The 12,284-nt window shown below is 67.9% G+C and carries 14 protein-coding genes; 13 read left to right on the top strand and 1 reads right to left on the bottom strand.

Annotated elements, in window-relative coordinates; translation table 11 throughout:
• Positions 1–11: 11 nt before the first annotated feature.
• From FOE78_RS14570 to FOE78_RS14560, 3 genes are all read left to right on the top strand, one after another.
• On the top strand, positions 12–1,148 hold the full coding sequence (locus FOE78_RS14570; RefSeq protein ID WP_143986943.1) for a CaiB/BaiF CoA transferase family protein: 1,137 nt from the start codon (positions 12–14) through the stop codon (positions 1,146–1,148).
• A gap of 660 nt (positions 1,149–1,808) precedes the next feature.
• Positions 1,809–2,447, top strand: a complete 639-nt coding sequence (locus FOE78_RS14565; protein WP_143986942.1) for a hypothetical protein — start codon at positions 1,809–1,811, stop codon at positions 2,445–2,447.
• A 299-nt stretch (positions 2,448–2,746) separates the two neighbouring features.
• Positions 2,747–3,445, top strand: a complete 699-nt coding sequence (locus FOE78_RS14560; RefSeq protein WP_143986941.1) for a hypothetical protein — start codon at positions 2,747–2,749, stop codon at positions 3,443–3,445.
• Between the two features lie 22 nt (positions 3,446–3,467).
• On the opposite strand, the gene FOE78_RS14555 is transcribed toward FOE78_RS14560, so the two are convergent.
• Complete coding sequence (locus tag FOE78_RS14555) at positions 3,468–4,127, bottom strand: TIGR03085 family metal-binding protein (RefSeq protein WP_210414594.1); 660 nt, start codon at positions 4,125–4,127, stop codon at positions 3,468–3,470.
• Between the two features lie 82 nt (positions 4,128–4,209).
• Between FOE78_RS14555 and hisI the strand changes: the two genes are divergently transcribed.
• From hisI to FOE78_RS14505, 10 genes are all read left to right on the top strand, one after another.
• Complete coding sequence (gene hisI / locus FOE78_RS14550; RefSeq protein ID WP_228265836.1) at positions 4,210–4,590, top strand: phosphoribosyl-AMP cyclohydrolase; 381 nt, start codon at positions 4,210–4,212, stop codon at positions 4,588–4,590.
• Entirely contained in the window at positions 4,587–6,134 is a 1,548-nt protein-coding gene (locus tag FOE78_RS14545) for an anthranilate synthase component I (protein WP_143986938.1), read from the top strand. Before hisI ends, FOE78_RS14545 begins: the two co-directional genes overlap by 4 nt.
• Complete coding sequence (locus tag FOE78_RS14540) at positions 6,131–6,715, top strand: Trp biosynthesis-associated membrane protein (protein WP_143986937.1); 585 nt, start codon at positions 6,131–6,133, stop codon at positions 6,713–6,715. Before FOE78_RS14545 ends, FOE78_RS14540 begins: the two co-directional genes overlap by 4 nt.
• 77 nt (positions 6,716–6,792) lie before the next feature.
• Positions 6,793–7,104 (top strand): HGxxPAAW family protein, encoded by a 312-nt coding sequence (locus tag FOE78_RS14535; RefSeq protein ID WP_143986936.1) that lies wholly within the window; start codon positions 6,793–6,795, stop codon positions 7,102–7,104.
• 48 nt (positions 7,105–7,152) lie between these two features.
• A complete protein-coding gene (gene trpC / locus FOE78_RS14530; protein WP_143986935.1) occupies positions 7,153–7,956 on the top strand; it encodes an indole-3-glycerol phosphate synthase TrpC in 804 nt (267 codons plus the stop codon).
• A 112-nt stretch (positions 7,957–8,068) separates the two neighbouring features.
• On the top strand, positions 8,069–9,334 hold the full coding sequence (gene trpB, locus FOE78_RS14525) for a tryptophan synthase subunit beta (RefSeq protein WP_143986934.1): 1,266 nt from the start codon (positions 8,069–8,071) through the stop codon (positions 9,332–9,334).
• Positions 9,331–10,218 (top strand): tryptophan synthase subunit alpha, encoded by an 888-nt coding sequence (gene trpA / locus FOE78_RS14520; RefSeq protein ID WP_228265835.1) that lies wholly within the window; start codon positions 9,331–9,333, stop codon positions 10,216–10,218. The genes trpB and trpA overlap by 4 nt, the downstream gene beginning before the upstream one ends.
• Before the next feature lie 20 nt (positions 10,219–10,238).
• On the top strand, positions 10,239–10,775 hold the full coding sequence (locus FOE78_RS14515; protein ID WP_143986932.1) for a DoxX family protein: 537 nt from the start codon (positions 10,239–10,241) through the stop codon (positions 10,773–10,775).
• Positions 10,772–11,554 (top strand): DsbA family protein, encoded by a 783-nt coding sequence (locus tag FOE78_RS14510; protein WP_143986931.1) that lies wholly within the window; start codon positions 10,772–10,774, stop codon positions 11,552–11,554. The genes FOE78_RS14515 and FOE78_RS14510 overlap by 4 nt, the downstream gene beginning before the upstream one ends.
• Entirely contained in the window at positions 11,529–12,266 is a 738-nt protein-coding gene (locus tag FOE78_RS14505) for a DsbA family protein (RefSeq protein WP_168207528.1), read from the top strand. Before FOE78_RS14510 ends, FOE78_RS14505 begins: the two co-directional genes overlap by 26 nt.
• The last annotated feature ends 18 nt before the right edge of the window (positions 12,267–12,284 follow it).

Raw genomic sequence — 12,284 nt, 5'->3', positions numbered from 1 at the left:
AGATCCTGATCATGGTCGGACCGCTGGACGGCGTACGAGTTCTGGAACTGCCGGCGGTCGGGCCGGTGCCGTTCGCCGGGATGGTGCTGGCTGATCTTGGTGCGTCGGTGATCAAGATCGACCGGTTGCCGGGAAGCAGCGACGGTCTGGATCTGCCGCCCGGGCCGATGCAGCGGGGGCGGCGGTCGATCGGAATTGATCTTCGTCAGTCGACCGGTGCTGAGCTGGCGCTGCGCTTGGCCGAGCGGGCCGACGTACTGATCGAGGGTTTTCGTCCCGGTGTTGCCGAACGTCTCGGCATCGGTCCGGAGGTTGCGCTGGAACGCAACCCGGCCCTGGTCTACGGCCGGATGACCGGTTGGGGACAGGACGGTCCGTTGAGCCGGCATGCTGGACACGACATCACCTATCTGGCAGTCAGCGGTGTGCTGCACGGAATCGGCGAACACGATCGACGTCCGGTGCCGCCGGCCAACTACCTGGCCGATTTCGGCGGCGGCGCGATGATCTTGGTCAGCGGCGTCCTGGCCGCGTTGTTGCAGGCGCGGACAACCGGCACCGGGCAGGTGATCGATGCGGCGATGACTGAGGGTGCTGCCTACCTGTCCACGATGACCCGCCAGTTGTTCGGACAGGGGGCGTGGACGGACGAACGCGAACGCAACCTGCTCGACGGTGGCGCGCCGAACTACCGCTGCTATCGGACGGCCGACGATCGCTACGTCGCCGTCGGTGCATTGGAGCCGAAGTTCTGGGCCGAGCTGATCGCTGTCCTCGGTGCCGAAGTTGATCAAGTTCCGTCACCGTTCGACCGTGACCAGTGGGCCGACTGCGCGGACTGGCTCAGTGATCGCTTCGCGACCAGGAGCCGGGACGATTGGGCGTCGATCTTCGCCGGCACCGACGCCTGCGTCGCGCCGGTGCTGACCTTGGCCGAGGCTCCGGACCATCCGCACAACCAGGTCCGAGGAAGCTTCGTCGCGGTCGATGACATCGAGGTGGCCGCACCGGTGCCGCGATTCTCGGCAACCCCGACCCAGCCGGGACAGGTGTCGGAACAAGGCGGCGACACCGACAGCATCCTGGCCGAGCTCGGTGTGACTGCCGCCGCCCGGGATGAACTTCGCACTACCGGAGTGATCAACTGACCGCAGTCGACGAATCAGCGGAGCTGGCGCGTTCCCGGACATTGGTCGAACCGCGAGCGTGCCCCAACGCTCCGAAGCCCTCCGGTCCAGCGCGCGGGTGGTGCGCACAAGCACCATCTGCTCGGTGGATCCGGCCAGATCCGCTCGAGGCATCCTCGCGCTCACTCGCTCCCGGCGATAACTCAGGAATCGACACTCTCGTTGCGCGATCAGTGGAGATCGCACGCTCAATCTGACCGGTCCGGGCCAACGAGTGTGTTGATTTCTGAGTTATCCGCGCACGCCGTGCCGGTCGGCGGGTCCGTCGTTCGACCGCTCCGCGCTCAGATGTCGCCGCCGGCTGGACTACCCGGCCGGCAACTCGGTGCGGATCACGCTGACCTGGTCTCGAACGCAATCTCGCGTCACCTCGGGCGGAGCGCGCTACCGCCCCGGATCGCCAGCCGACGATGGTCAGGCAGCACCGACGGCCTCGGCGAGAGCATTCAGGCTTGTGCCACCGTCCGACACTCTGCTGGTGCCGAGCACGTTGTGGTCAGCCGATCGATATTTCTTCGCGGTTTTCGGCGAAGTTATCCACAGGGAGAACCGATTCGGGGTCGATCCGTGTCTAGAATCACTGCCCACTCAGTTTGAGCACAGACGAAGGGGTCGACCGGGATGTCGAGACGATGGGCAGCATTCGCAACGGCGATCGGTACGGCGCTGATGCTGTGCACGCTGGCCGCCTGCGGTACCGCCGACGGCGATCCGACGCCGACACCGTCGACCGGTCACGAAAGCTCGCGTGCCACATCGTCGCCGACACCATCGGCATCTCCGTCGCAGTCGCCCTCTTCGAGTCGCGCGGCGCAGGTCGCCGCGGCGCAGGAGCAATACATCAACTTCGAGAACGCCTATATCGATGCGGGCCGGAAGAAGCCCACTGGTGTGCCGCCAGACTCGCTGCTGGCGATGACAGATCCCGCCGGACCCATGGACGAATGGTTGAGAAACGCGTTCACACAGAACAAGGAGATGGATGCGCGCGTGGTTAGCGGTGCGCTGACGATAACGAACGGTCCGGAGCTTCACTCGCCCAAATCACCCACAAGTGTGATCACCTTCGAGGCGTGCGAGGACGCACGCGCGCTCCGTTCGGTGGTCAACGGAAAAGCGATGTCACCGGGGAACTGGGAGCTCAGCAAAGTAGATATGCGGGCGGCGGAGGGGAAGAAAGACCGTTCCACGCCCGAGGCTTGGAGGGTCTACTCGGCCGACCAGTTGAGCACGGGAGAGCCATGCACGTTCGGGGGATAGGCAGAGTCGCTGTGACCTTGGTGGCGACAGGATTGTTGGTTCTGTGGGGACCGGCAGCAGCTGAGGCCGGCACGCAGAAGGTAATGAAAGACAACCTGGTGTCCGGCGGCCATGTCACGGCAAGTGCTGATCAGTCCACCAGCACGAATGGTTCTGAGAAAGACCCACTGCCCGACGCCGGCAACAAGGACCAGAAGCAGGCGCCTCCGAACAACAGCGGCAATGCTGAGACCTCCGGTAGTTCCAGGACCCACCATGGCCCCGTCGCCAACGGCCAGAGTCAACCTACGGGTCCATCCTTGGACGAGTTGGGGCTGCAGCTTACGAAGGCGTTGCAGAGCGGGCATGTGCAGGCGCAGATAGCTGCCGGGCAGGCGCTGTTCGATGCCGCGGGTTGCCAGGTGATCTACAGCGCCGACAACGCGGATTGCGTGGTCGGGGACTTCGGCCAAGGTGGCGGGGCACAGAAGGCTGCGAAGCCGCGACTGACACCACAGCAGGTTTACCAACAGGTCAAGGCTTCGCTCACGTTCGATGCGCCGGCGCCGGGGGTCGGGCCGGACCATTCCGTTCATCATGTACGCAGTGAGGTGACGGGACTGCCGCTGGACTCCGCGGTCGGTTATCCGTTGTGGTTCTGGGCAGTCGGCGGCGACCAGCAGGCCAAACGGGTCACCAAGACTGCGGCCGGCATGACGGTTTCGCTGTCATTGCGGCCGACCGGCTTGAGTATCGATCCCGGTGACGGGAAGCCGTTCGCCTGTTCCTCGATGGGTACGCCGTGGCACCGCGGGATGAAACCCGCGACACCATCACCGACCTGCGGTCACGTGTACGAGAAGACCGGCAACTATCGGGTCTCGATGACCACCCGATGGTCGATTCACTACCGGGTCGACGACGGCAAGAACCCGGTCCTGCAGGGTGACGAGGCGGTCACCGGGACGCGTACCCGGATGCTGCGGATCGGCGAGTTGCAGGTCGTGGTCGACGGCTGAATCAGGCCGAACTGAAAGTGAATCAGGCCGACAGATCGCTGTCCAGCAGCGCGTCGATCGCCTCCTGCTCGCCGACCAGCTTGACGTCGGCGACCTGGGTCCGGCCGTTGGCGAAGACCACCAGCTCGCTCGGCTTGCCCACCACGGTGACGATCGGGTTGCCGCCTTGGGCCCGGATGATTTCCGGATCGCTGCCCGGTTCGACCGTCGCCGGTACCCGTTCCAGTACCACCCCGACCTTGGCCCGGCGGAAGAACGCGCGGCCGAGCAGCTTCAGCCGCCGCCACATCCACTCCTCGACGTCCTCGCCGAGATCACGCGGCCCCAGCGGCTGCCCGCCGGCTCGCCGTACATCCTCGTGATGGACGAAGAACTCGGTGGTGTTCGCCGGCTCGTCCACCCCCGGCAGTGCGAACACCGAGAATCGGGCCGGCCCCTTGCGGACCCGATCGACGAGTTCCTCGTAAGACCACCGGGACTTCGCCTCGGCCATCCGCCGCTCGGTCAGCCCGGCCAGCGGTTTGGCCAGGATCCCCGGCGCGCCGACCGGGTCGGTCTCCCGGATCCACAGATGTGCGGCCAGGTCGTGGGCGGTCCAGTCGCCGCACAGGGTCGGCGCATCGGGACCGACCTCGGAGAGCAGGTCGCACAAATTGGCGCGCTCGTCCTTGGCAAAGCTCATAACCGCAGATGCTAGACGAATACGCCCGGTCACTCTGGACACGGTTCGCATCGCCATCAACGTCCGGGAGAGAATGGTCGGCGTGAATGCAGCCGAAGACACCCGGGCCGCGGGTGAACTCGACCCGACGATCGCCGCCCGACTGAAGCGCGACTCCGCCGGCCTGGTCGCCGCGGTGATCCAGCAGTACGACACCGGTGAGGTGCTGATGGTCGGCTGGATGGACGACGTCGCGTTGCACCGCACCCTGACCACCGGCCGGACCACCTTCTGGTCGCGCAGCCGGCAGTCCTACTGGGTGAAGGGGGAGACCAGCGGCCACGGGCAGGCGGTGCGCGAGGTGCGGCTGGACTGCGACGGGGACACCCTGCTGGTCAAGGTCGATCAGACCGGACCTGCCTGCCACACCGGTGCCCGGACCTGCTTCGATGACCGGGTGCTGCTGAGCGGGGACGAGCGATGAGTGTCGGTTCCACTGCCGTACGAGCGTGCAACATCACGCCGAGCCTGGCCGAATTCCGTACGCTGGCGGCCGATCGGCGGGTGGTCCCGGTCTATCGCCGCGTGCTGGCCGACGCGGAGACCGCCGTCGGGCTGTATCTCAAGTTGACCGGCGGCCGGACGGGCAGTTATCTGCTGGAGTCGGCCGAGCACAACGGCGTCTGGGCCCGCTACTCCTTCATCGGGGTCCGCGCGGTGGCCACCCTGAGCGAAATCAACGGCGAGGCGTTCTGGACCGGCAACCCGCCGGTCGGCCTGCCCAGCGGCGGCGACCCGGTTGAGGCACTGCGAACCACCCTGGAGCGGCTGCACACGCCGCGGATCGACGGCCTGCCGTCCTTCACGTCCGGCATGGTCGGCTACCTCTCCTACGACGCGGTCCGCCGGGTCGAGGTGCTGCCGGACACCAACCACGACGATCTTCACATCCCCGAGCTGGGCTTCATGCTGGCCAGCGACGTCGCCGTTGTCGATCATGAAACCGGAGAGGTCTGGCTGATCGCCAACGCGATCAACTACGACGACACCGACGAACGCGTCGACGAGGCGTACGCGGACGCGGTCGAGCGGGTGCAGGCGATGACCCGGGCGCTCGGCCGGCCGACCCCGCCGACCGCGGTGCTCGCCGACCAGGATCATCGGCTGCCGATCCGCCGGCAGCGGACCCCCGACGAGTACCAGGACGCGGTCCGGGCGGCGGTGGCCGAGATCGAGGCCGGCGAGGCGTTCCAGATCGTGGTCAGCCAGCGGTTCGAGGTGGAGACCTCCGCCGATGCGCTGGACGTCTACCGGGTGTTGCGGCTGAGCAACCCGTCCCCGTACATGTATCTGCTGCGGATGGACGGCTTCGACATCGTCGGCTCCAGCCCGGAAGCGTTGGTCACCGTGAAGGGCAGGACCGCGCTGACCCATCCGATCGCCGGCTCCAAACCGCGCGGCGCCGACGACCGCGAAGATCAGGCTTTGGAATCAGAGTTGCGTTCCGACGAGAAGGAACGTGCCGAGCACCTGATGCTTGTTGATCTTGGCCGGAATGATCTTGGTCGGGTCTGCCGGCCGGGCAGCGTCGAGGTGATCGAATTCGCCGAGGTACGGCGTTACAGCCACATCATGCATCTGGAGTCGACCGTGGTCGGCGAGATCGCCGACGGCCGATCCGCGCTGGACGTGATCTTGGCCGCCTTCCCGGCCGGCACCCTGTCCGGGGCGCCGAAGGTGCGGGCGATGGAGATCATCGACAAGCTCGAGGTGTCCCGCCGAGGCCTGTACGGAGGTGTGGTCGGCTATCTCGACTTCGCCGGCGACGGCGACGCGGCGATCGCCATCCGGACCGCCGTGCTGCGGAACGGCATCGGCTACGTCCAGGCCGGCGGCGGGATCGTCGCCGATTCGGTCCCGCTGCTGGAGGACCAGGAGTCGCAGAACAAGGCGGCCGCGGTGATCCGGGCGATCTCGGTCGCCGAAACCTTCACTCCGGTCGGCTCGGAGGAGGGCTCGCCGCGGTGACCTCCGAACGCAGCCGGACCATCGCCTTCGCTCTGCTGATCATCGGCGCGATCGCGGTGGTCGCCGGTGCCGCGGTGCCGTGGTACTCGGCCGACGGGCTGGTTCACTTCAGCGGCAGCGACATCACCGGCGGGGTGGCACAGGCGTTGGGGGTGGCGATCCTGGCGGGCGTCCTGCTGATGCTGGCGCTGCGGGCCACCGGCCGGCGGATCGTCGCGGTGCTGGTCGGCCTGATCGCTCTGCTCGGCGTGATCACCATGCCGCTGCAACGTCCGGACTCCGCCGAGGTCTTCACCGAGCTGCGCAAACACACCCTGGCCGACTCCTATCACCTGCAGTTGGTCGGCGGCAGCATCGCGTACGCGGTCGGCTGCCTGCTGGTGCTGGCCGGGGCGGTGATCGTGCTGCTGCGGGCCGGTCGTTGGCCGCAGCGGGCGTCCCGATTCGAACGCGCCGCCGCACAGCAGCGGACTCTGTTGCCCGCCGATCCGGACGCGGAGATCGACGCAGGAGCCGTCTGGAAGTCGATCGATGCGGGTGAGGATCCGACCCTTCCGCCGGATTCGAAGCAGGGCAACTGACCCCGATTGGTGCGCCGCGAGTCGCTGGGCCAGAATGACCCTGAGGACAATCCGATTGCAGGGGTGCAGGAGTCAGGATGGTGAACGAGATGGCCGATACGGTGCAGACCTCGACGGTGCCCGAGGTGTCGACCGGGCGGCACGCCAATCCGGCTCTGCAGCCGCTGGACTCGCGGCCGATGCGGCATGTGCACCACGGTCAGACCGGCGCGATGTGGACGGCGACCATCTGCATCTTCCTGGGCTTCCTGGTGGGCGCGATCGGCCTGGTGATGCGGACCAACTGGGCGCTGTTCGTGATCGGCGGGGCGATCTGCGTCATCGGCATCGCCGCGGGTCTGATCATGCAGGCCCTGGGTTTCGGGATCTACGAGAAGAAGAAGCGGTAGTCGGCCCGGCTACGGCGCCAGTTCGCCAAGAGGGAGTGGGAATCGGTCATGGGCGTTCTCGACACGATCGTCGACGGCGTACGGCAGGACCTTGCCGACCGCCAAGCCGCGGTCAGCCTTGACCGGCTGAAGGAGCGCGTGCTGCACGTCGACCCGGCGCTGGATCCGATGCCGCGGTTCCGCGCGCCCGGCGTCTCGGTGATCGCCGAGGTCAAGCGGTCCAGCCCGAGCAAGGGCGCACTGGCCGACATCCCCGATCCGGCCGCGCTGGCGGCGGCGTACGCCTCCGGCGGCGCTGCGGCGATCTCGGTGCTGACCGAGCGGCGCCGGTTCGGCGGATCCCTGGAGGACCTGGTCAACGTCCGGATGGCGGTCGACATCCCGGTGCTCCGCAAGGACTTCATCGTCACCGCGTACCAACTGTTCGAGGCCCGGGCCAACGGCGCGGATCTCGCGCTGCTGATCGTGGCCGCGCTGAGCGACTTCGAGCTGGTGTCGCTGATCGAGCGGGCCGAGTCGATCGGGCTGACGCCGCTGGTGGAAACCCACACCGAAGAGGAGATCGACCGGGCCGTCGCCGCCGGCGCCAAGCTGATCGGCGTGAACGCCCGCAACCTGCAGACCCTCGAGGTCGATCCGGGCACCTTCGCCCGGCTGGCCCCGCGGATCCCCGACGGCATCGTCAAGGTTGCCGAGTCCGGGGTGAAGGGTCCGCATGACGTGATCGAGCTGGCCCGCAGCGGTGCCGACGTGGTGCTGGTCGGCGAGGCCCTGGTGACCGGACGTGATCCGCGCCTGGGCGTGGCCGACCTGGTCTCGGCCGGTGCCCACCCGGCGCTGGCCCATCGATGATCATGGACGCACCGGTGATCACGACGGCTGCGGGTTCCTTCCTGCGTCGATGGTGAGGCTCGTCGCGTGACCTCGTCCTCCCCGTCAATCCCTTGCAGGTAAGGAAAAGATCATTACCACCTCATCGACCCGCGCCTCCGCGCTGCCCGATCAGACCGGGCACTTCGGCCCGTTCGGCGGCAAGTTCGTGCCCGAGGCCCTGTACGTCGCCCTTGATCAACTCGAAGCCGAGTTCGAGCACGCGCTGAAGGATCCCGAGTTCTGGGCCGAACTCGATGCGCTGCGCAAGGACTACTCCGGCCGGCCGACCCCGATCACCGAGGCGCCCCGCTTCGCCAGGGCAGCCGAACTGGACGCCACCATCGTGCTGAAGCGTGAGGACCTCAACCACACCGGCTCGCACAAGATCAACAACGTCCTCGGCCAGGCGCTGCTGACCAAGCGGATGGGCAAGACCCGAGTGATCGCCGAGACCGGCGCCGGCCAGCACGGCGTCGCCACCGCCACCGCCGCCGCACTGCTCGGCCTGGACTGCCGGGTCTACATGGGCAAGGTCGACACCGAACGACAGGCCCTGAACGTGGCCCGGATGCAGCTGCTCGGCGCCGAGGTGATCGCCGTCGAGTCCGGCACCCAGACCCTCAAGGACGCGATGAACGACGCGTTGCGGGACTGGGTCGCCACGGTCGAGAACACGCACTACCTGATCGGCAGCGTGGCCGGTCCGCATCCGTTCCCGAAAGTGGTCCGCGAGTTCCAGCGGGTGATCAGCACCGAGGCCAGGGCGCAGCTGCAGGAACGATACGGCCGGCTGCCGGACGCGGTCGCGGCCTGCGTCGGCGGCGGCTCGAACGCGCTCGGCATCTTCGCCGACTTCATCGACGACGAGGAGGTCGGCCTGTACGGGTTCGAAGCCGGCGGCGACGGCGTGGAGACCGGCCGGCACGCGGCCAGCATCACCGCCGGCGGGCTCGGCGTGCTGCACGGCAGCCGCAGCTTCGTACTCCAGGACGAGGACGGCCAGACCAAGGAGTCGCACTCGATCTCGGCCGGGCTGGACTATCCGGGCGTCGGGCCGCAACATGCCTGGCTGGCGCAGGCCGGCCGCGCCCACTACGAGCCGATCACCGACACCGAGGCGATGGACGCCTTCCGGCTGCTCAGCGAGACCGAGGGCATCATCCCGGCGATCGAGTCCGCACACGCGCTGGCCGGGGCGATCAAGCTTGGCCGCCGGCTTCGCGCCGACACTGCCGAGGGCGGCGAGGCGCCGTTGATCCTGGTCAGCCTGTCCGGCCGCGGCGACAAGGACGTGGACACCGCGATGAAATGGTTCGCCGACATCCACGGCGAGGCGACCGGGAGCAGCGAACTGTGAGCGCGCACGAGGATCGATTCGACGAAGGCATCAGCGGCAAGATCTTCTCCGCGGCGAAAGCCGATGGCCGTGGCGCCCTGGTCGGCTATCTGCCCGTCGGCTACCCGAGCGTGCCCGGATCGCTGGCGGCGATGCGCGCCCTGTGCGGCGTCGGCCCGTCGGGGGAGAAGGAGTACGAGGGCGTCGACCTGGTCGAGATCGGCATGCCGTACAGCGATCCGGTGATGGACGGCCCGACCATCCAGAAGGCCGCCACCCGTGCGCTGGAACGCGGCGTCCGGGTCCGGGACGTGTTCTCCGCGGTCGAGGCGGTGGCCGAGACCGGCACCGCCGCCGTGGTGATGATCTATTGGAATCTGGTCGAGCGCTACGGTCCGGACGCGTTCGCCCGGGACCTGGCGGCGGCCGGCGGCGCGGGCCTGATCACGCCGGACCTGACCCCGGACGAGGCCGAGGACTGGTTCGCCGCGTCCGACGCGCACGGCCTGGACCGGGTCTTCCTGGTGGCGCCGAGTTCGTCGGACCGGCGGCTGGCCGAGACCCTGGCCGCCTGCCGCGGCTGGGTGTATGCGACCTCGCTGATGGGCGTCACCGGTGCTCGTGCGCAGACTTCGTCGGCCGCGCCGACGCTGGTGCAGCGGATCCGGACCGCGGTGCCGAGCGCCCGGATCGGCGTCGGGCTCGGCGTCTCCACCGGCGCCCAGGCAGCCGAGATCAGCGCCTACGCCGACGCCGCGATCGTCGGATCGGCCCTGGTCAGCCGGCTGATCGAGGCCGACGAGGCCGGCCGACCGGACGACTTGACCGGCCTTCGTACGGTGGTGTCCGAGCTGGCAACCGGAATCCGATCCGGTTTGGTGTCGCCGGCGGGAACTTCTGTCTGAGCTGTGAGGTTGAGCCTGCGATGTCCGAGTCAGCCAGCCAGTCCGCGCCCGAACCACGCCGCCGTGCGGTGAACTGGGCCGTCGTGCTCCCGTGGGCGCGTACGGTCGTCCGGGTCGGTCTGGGGGTGGTGTGGATCGTCGCCGGCGTGCTGAAGATCGGAGATCCGGCCCAGTCGGTGGCGGCCGTTCGGGCCTACGAACTGCTCCCCGACACGCTGGCGCAGATCGTCGGCTGGGCACTGCCGTACCTGGAGGTGCTGCTCGGCCTGGTCCTGATCTCGGGCCTGTTCACCCGATGGGCGGCCGCGTTGAGTTTCCTGCTCCAGCTGGCGTTCGTGGTCGGACTGATCCAGGCCTGGGCCCGCGGGCTCAGCATCGACTGCGGGTGCTTCAGTGCCGGCGGGCAGGTCGCTCCGGGAGCGACCAGCTACCTTCCGGACCTGATCCGCGACATTATTTTCCTGGCCGGTGCCGCCTGGCTGTTCCTGCAGCCACGGACCCGCCTCAGCCTGGACGCCGTGACCGGCGGATTTGACGACGACGAGGGGAATGCATGAGCTCCGACGCCAACCGCTCCAACGGCGGCAAGAACAAGCCGCCGAAGCAGGACGGCAGCAACGCCAGGGAGCGGGCCCGGCTCGCCGCCGAGCAGAAGGCCCGGCAGTCCAAGCGGCGGCGGCTGGGGCTGCTGGTGCTGGTGGTCGTCGTCGTGGTCGCGGTGATCGGGGTCGGCATCGGCTACGCGACCAACTTCGGCAAGCCGAAGACGGCCAGCGGCGACGTCCCGACCTGGGGCAAGGTGACTGTCACCGACGGCAAGCCGATCGTGCTCGGCGACAAGAACGCGCCGGTCACGCTGAAGCTGTACGAGGACTTCCGCTGCCCGCACTGCGCGGAGTTCGAGGACAACCTCGGCGACACCATCCTGGACCTGCAGAAGAAGGGCCAGGTCAAGATCGAGTTGTTCGTGCTGACGGTGATCGACAACGAGGACGGCCAGCAGGGCTCGCTGCGCTCCGGCAACGCGATGGCCGCGGCTGCGGCGGACGGTTTCGGTGAGGCGTTCTACCTCGGGCTGTGGCAGAACTACGGCAAGGCCTGGACCAACGAACAGCTGATCGATCTGGCCAAGCAGGTCGGCAACCCGAGCGACAACTTCATCTCCGCGGTGAACAACATGAAGTACCAATCCTGGATGCAGTCGGCGGCCACCGCGGCCAACAACGACGGCGTCCAGGGCACGCCGACCATCTTCATCAACAATCAGCTCCAGGCCGATGCCGCCGGCTGGACTCCGCAACAGCTCAAAGATGCCGTCAACAAGGCCGACCGGTAACCCCGGATCGGCGCGGGCCCAGGCGCGGCTGGCCGAACAGCAGGCCGAGCGGCGCCGCCAGCGTCTGGTGCTGGCGGTGGCGGTGATCGGCATCATCGTGGTCGTGGTGATCGCCGCGGTGGTTTACCAGTCCTGGCGTGCCGGCCGGAAGCCCGAGGCGGCCACCGGGCAACCCAGCTTCGGCCCCGTACAGGTCACCGATGCGCAGCCGATCGTGCTCGGCAAGGCCGACGCCCCGGTGACGATGACGCTGTTCGAGGACTTCCGCTGCGTGCATTGCGCCGACTTCGAGGAGAAGCTCGGCCCGACCATCACCGGTCTGCAGCGCGACGGCGCGGTCAAGGTCGAGTTGTTCGCGCTCAGCGGGGTCGACCCCGAACACGGCTCGATCAGCGCCGCCAACGCCATGGCCTGCGCTGCGACCACCGGCAAGGGACAGCCGTTCTACGCCAGCCTGTTCGCCAACTACGGCATGGAGTGGTCCGACAAGCAACTGCTCGAACTCGGCAGTCAACTAGGACTCAGCTCCGACGACTTCACCTCCTGCGTCACCGGTCAGCAGCACCGCAGCTGGGTCGACTCGATGGCGGCGGTGGCCAATCAGCGCAACGTCACCGCCACCCCGACTGTGTTCATCAACGACAAGCTGCAGCCGGACGCGGCGAAGTGGTCCCCGGATCAGCTGAAGGCGGCCGTGTCCGCCGCCTCCTGAACGTCGGCCGGGTTCCGT

Source organism: Microlunatus elymi (assembly GCF_007362775.1).
GTDB lineage: Bacteria > Actinomycetota > Actinomycetes > Propionibacteriales > Propionibacteriaceae > Microlunatus > Microlunatus elymi.
The sequence above is the reverse complement of the archived record's forward strand: the minus strand, read 5'-3'. Positions and strand labels throughout refer to the sequence as shown.

What these genes read in the sequence shown, in the direction of transcription:
- FOE78_RS14505 (WP_168207528.1), top strand. Translation starts at nt 11,529, where the DNA reads ATGCCGTCAACAAGGCCGACCGGTAACCCCGGATCGGCGCGGGCCCAG.
- FOE78_RS14535 (WP_143986936.1), top strand. Translation starts at nt 6,793, where the DNA reads ATGGTGAACGAGATGGCCGATACGGTGCAGACCTCGACGGTGCCCGAG.
- FOE78_RS14545 (WP_143986938.1), top strand. Translation starts at nt 4,587, where the DNA reads ATGAGTGTCGGTTCCACTGCCGTACGAGCGTGCAACATCACGCCGAGC.
- FOE78_RS14565 (WP_143986942.1), top strand. Translation starts at nt 1,809, where the DNA reads ATGTCGAGACGATGGGCAGCATTCGCAACGGCGATCGGTACGGCGCTG.
- FOE78_RS14510 (WP_143986931.1), top strand. Translation starts at nt 10,772, where the DNA reads ATGAGCTCCGACGCCAACCGCTCCAACGGCGGCAAGAACAAGCCGCCG.
- FOE78_RS14570 (WP_143986943.1), top strand. Translation starts at nt 12, where the DNA reads ATGGTCGGACCGCTGGACGGCGTACGAGTTCTGGAACTGCCGGCGGTC.
- FOE78_RS14515 (WP_143986932.1), top strand. Translation starts at nt 10,239, where the DNA reads ATGTCCGAGTCAGCCAGCCAGTCCGCGCCCGAACCACGCCGCCGTGCG.
- trpC (WP_143986935.1), top strand. Translation starts at nt 7,153, where the DNA reads ATGGGCGTTCTCGACACGATCGTCGACGGCGTACGGCAGGACCTTGCC.
- FOE78_RS14555 (WP_210414594.1), bottom strand. Translation starts at nt 4,127, where the DNA reads ATGAGCTTTGCCAAGGACGAGCGCGCCAATTTGTGCGACCTGCTCTCC.